Source organism: Companilactobacillus futsaii JCM 17355, assembly GCF_001435505.1.
GTDB lineage: Bacteria > Bacillota > Bacilli > Lactobacillales > Lactobacillaceae > Companilactobacillus > Companilactobacillus futsaii.
Genome location: NZ_AZDO01000026.1, coordinates 1 through 3,850 on the forward strand (window position 1 = coordinate 1; position 3,850 = coordinate 3,850).

Here is a 3,850-nt window from a genome sequence, read left to right on the forward strand (position 1 = left end):
TCTTAACTTTTCTTTATTTTTCCAAAGTGGCTAACTTGTTCTTGCAATTTGCGAAATATAATTAACTGAAATTATGGAGGATATTTGTATGACTAAAGTGGTAGTAATTACCGGCATTTCATCAGGAATGGGACGGGCTGCGGCCATTTACTTCAAACAACAAGGATTTGAAGTTTACGGTGGAGCTCGACGCGTTGAACGATTGGCTGACTTGTCAGAAATGGGGATTCATACTCAAAAACTCGATGTAACTGATAAGCTGTCAGTTCGAGGGTTGATTGATCACGTTGTTAAACAGCGAGGCCGTATTGATGTTTTGATCAATAATGCTGGTTATGGTGAATTTGGACCTATTGAAGAAGTTCCTGTGGAAAATGCTAAGCGTCAATTTGATGTCAACTTGTTTGGAGCAGATCGTATCACGCAGTTAGTATTGCCAGTCATGCGTCGTCAAAATTCTGGTCGTATTGTTAATATTTCATCAGTTGGAGCAAATATTTACAGTGCTTTAGGTGGTTGGTATTACACGACTAAAGCCAGCTTAAATATGTGGAGCGATGTTTTAGATCAAGAAGTAAAGCCATTTGGAATTCGTTCAGTGATCATTCAACCCGGTTTAACTAAATCAGAGTGGAGTAAGATTGCTTTTGAAAATGCTCGTAAGAATTTGCTAGAAGATTCTCCATATGAAAATTTATTAGATAAAACCGAAAATTTGTTTGGAAAAATCAAAGGCACACAAGCCACGGCGGAAGATTTGGCTAAAGTGTTTTATCAGGCAGCAACGGATATTCATCCAAAACGTCGTTACTATCATTCAATCATCGATCATGGGATGGTTTTAACAGCTACCACTATGCCTAGAGTTTATCGTTTTGCTTTGAATAAATTGATGAAATAAGAGTTAAGGGTATTACCAAAAAGACAGATATCACTCTGTTCTGGTAATGCTCTTTTTTCATAATGGAAAATTTCATCCAAAAAAGGAAAATCTGTAATTTTTTTATTTTTTCAGAATAATTTTCAAAACCTTATCAAACAGGCATTATTGAGCCCCACTATTATTAGAAAAGATTAAATAGTCTAATTTTTCTCTAATTTTATGGTTGAAAAAGAATTTATAAGGTGCTACTATCTTTTTCATAAATTAATTTTTTTCTAATAAAGGGAGACAGTATTATGACAGAGACAAAAAAAGTAGTTTTAGCATATTCCGGTGGATTGGATACATCAGTAGCCATTCCGTGGTTGAAAAATAAAGGATACGACGTTATTGCATGTTGTATCAATGTTGGTGAAGGAAAAAATCTTGAGTTTATCAAGAACAAAGCGATTGACGCTGGTGCAGTTGATGCAATCGCCATTGATGCTTTAGATGAATTCGCTGACGATTACGCATTAGTAGCATTACAAGGACATACCCTCTACGAAGGTATTTATCCTCTTCTCTCTGCCTTATCCCGACCTCTTATTAGTAAAAAATTAGTAGAAATTGCCAAAGAAAATGATGCAGTTGCCATTGCCCATGGCTGTACCGGAAAAGGTAACGATCAAGTTCGTTTTGAAGTTGCCATCCACGCTTTGGCTCCAGAAATGACCGTGTTAGGACCTGTTCGTGATTGGCACTGGTCACGTGAGGAAGAAATCGAATTTGCCAAGGAACACAACATTCCAATTCCGATTGATTTGGACTCACCATATTCTATCGACGCTAATATTTGGGGCCGTGCTAATGAATGTGGCGTTTTGGAAGATCCTTGGAACGAAGCACCAGAAGATGCTTTTGACATCACTAATCCAATTGGAAAAACACCCGATGAACCAACTAGCATCGAAATTGAATTTGAACAAGGAGTTCCGGTTTCACTAGATGGTGAAAAGATGAAGTTCTCAGATATGATTCAAGAACTAAATGTGATTGCCGGTGAAAATGGTATCGGAAGAATCGACCATATTGAAAATCGTTTGGTTGGTATCAAGTCACGTGAAGTTTACGAAACACCAGCCGCAGCAGTCTTGTTGAAGGCTCACAAAGAACTTGAAGATTTGACACTAGAACGTGATTTGGCTCATTTCAAGCCATATATTGAAAAAGAATTGAGCGACACAATTTATAACGGCCTATGGTTCTCACCATTGATGGACTCATTGTTGGCCTTCTTGCATGAAAGTCAAAAGACCGTTAATGGAGTTATTAAGTTGAAATTGTTCAAAGGCAATGTTTTGGTTCAAGGACGTAAATCACCAAATTCTCTATATGACAAAGATTTGGCAACTTACACTTCAGCCGACTCATTCGACCAAGAAGCTGCTCAAGGATTCATCAAACTATGGGGACTTCCAACACAAGTTTCCGCTCAAGTTAGCGAAAAAGCTGCTCAGCAAAAGAATGAAGCTGACCATACTGAGGTGAACCAATGAGTACCGAAAAGCTCTGGGGTGGAAGATTTTCACAACAAGCTGACAGTTGGGTAGATGAATTCGGTGCTTCAATTAGCTTTGATCAACAAATGGCTGACGAAGATATAACTGGATCTTTGGCTCACGTCAAAATGTTAGAAAAAACTGGAATTTTGAATCATGACGATGTTTCAAAAATAGTTGCTGGACTCGTTGGTATTCAAAAGGATCTGCATCAAGGTAAAATTCATTTCACAGTTGAAAACGAAGATATCCATATGAATATTGAAAGTATTTTAACTGATCGAATCGGGTCGGTAGCGGGTAAATTGCATACTGGTCGTTCAAGAAATGACCAAGTCGCAACTGATTTTCATTTGTACGTCAAGAATCGTTTACCTAAGATTATCGAAGAAATCAAAACTATCCAAACAACTTTGGTTAAATTAGCAAGTGAAAATGTCGAGACTATCATGCCCGGGTATACTCACTTGCAACATGCGCAACCAATTTCTTATGGTCACTATTTGATGGCTTATTATTCAATGTTGAAACGTGATGTAGAGAGATTTGAGTTTAATCAAAAACACACTGATATTTCACCATTAGGTGCTGCAGCTTTAGCCGGAACGACCTTTCCAATCGATCGTCAATTTACAGCTGACGAATTAGGATTTGATGAAGTTTATGGTAATTCATTAGATGCTGTATCTGATCGTGATTTTGCTTTAGAATTTTTGAGTAATGCCTCAATTTTGATGTTACATTTATCTCGTTTTTGTGAAGAATTAAGTATGTGGGTCAGTTACGAATTTAATTATTTGGAACTAAGCGACAAGTACACGACGGGAAGTTCTATCATGCCTCAAAAGAAGAATCCTGATATGGCAGAACTTATCCGTGGCAAGAGTGGGCGAGTGTTTGGACATTTATTTGGACTACTTTCGACCATGAAGTCTTTACCTTTGGCTTATAACAAGGATCTTCAAGAAGATAAAGAAGGCGTCTTTGATACTGTCAAAACTATTCTGCCGGCTTTGAGAGTATTCAATGGGATGCTTTCGACTGTTAAAGTTAAAAAAGATAACATGTACAAAGCTACTACTCACGATTTTTCAAATGCAACTGAATTGGCTGATTACTTGGCTACGAAAGGGATTCCCTTTAGACAAGCACACAGAATTGTTGGAGAATTAGTCTTGAAAGGTATTCAAAGTGGCCAAAACTTACAGGATATTTCGATGGCTGATTTTAAGAAAATTTCACCTTTGATTGAAGAAGACGTTTATGACGTGTTGAAACCAGAAGTTGCCGTTGAAAGAAGAAATTCTTACGGTGGTACCGGCTTTAAACAAGTTCGTGAACAAATTGAAAAAGCTCAAGAAGAATTAGGCTTGTGAACTACATCGGCACTAAAGTACCGAGCTTCTAGGAACATTCCATACTTGCC

3 protein-coding genes are annotated in these 3,850 nt (G+C 37.6%); all 3 read left to right on the forward strand.

All coding sequences use genetic code 11. The annotated features are described in order from the left end of the window. Positions 1-88: 88 nt before the first annotated feature. Entirely contained in the window at positions 89-901 is an 813-nt protein-coding gene (locus tag FC88_RS03230) for an SDR family NAD(P)-dependent oxidoreductase (protein ID WP_057812729.1), read from the forward strand. Positions 902-1,179: 278 nt separating this feature from the next. Then, the gene (locus FC88_RS03235) at positions 1,180-2,421 is read left to right on the forward strand and encodes an argininosuccinate synthase (RefSeq protein WP_057812731.1); all 1,242 of its coding nucleotides are present in this window, start codon (positions 1,180-1,182) and stop codon (positions 2,419-2,421) included. Further along, a complete protein-coding gene (gene argH, locus FC88_RS03240; protein WP_057812733.1) occupies positions 2,418-3,800 on the forward strand; it encodes an argininosuccinate lyase in 1,383 nt (460 codons plus the stop codon). Before FC88_RS03235 ends, argH begins: the two co-directional genes overlap by 4 nt. Positions 3,801-3,850: the final 50 nt, after the last annotated feature.

Excerpts from the sequence above, each read along its gene's own strand:
- FC88_RS03230 (WP_057812729.1), top strand. The coding sequence starts at position 89 with ATGACTAAAGTGGTAGTAATTACCGGCATTTCATCAGGAATGGGACGG.
- FC88_RS03235 (WP_057812731.1), top strand. The coding sequence starts at position 1,180 with ATGACAGAGACAAAAAAAGTAGTTTTAGCATATTCCGGTGGATTGGAT.
- argH (WP_057812733.1), top strand. The coding sequence starts at position 2,418 with ATGAGTACCGAAAAGCTCTGGGGTGGAAGATTTTCACAACAAGCTGAC.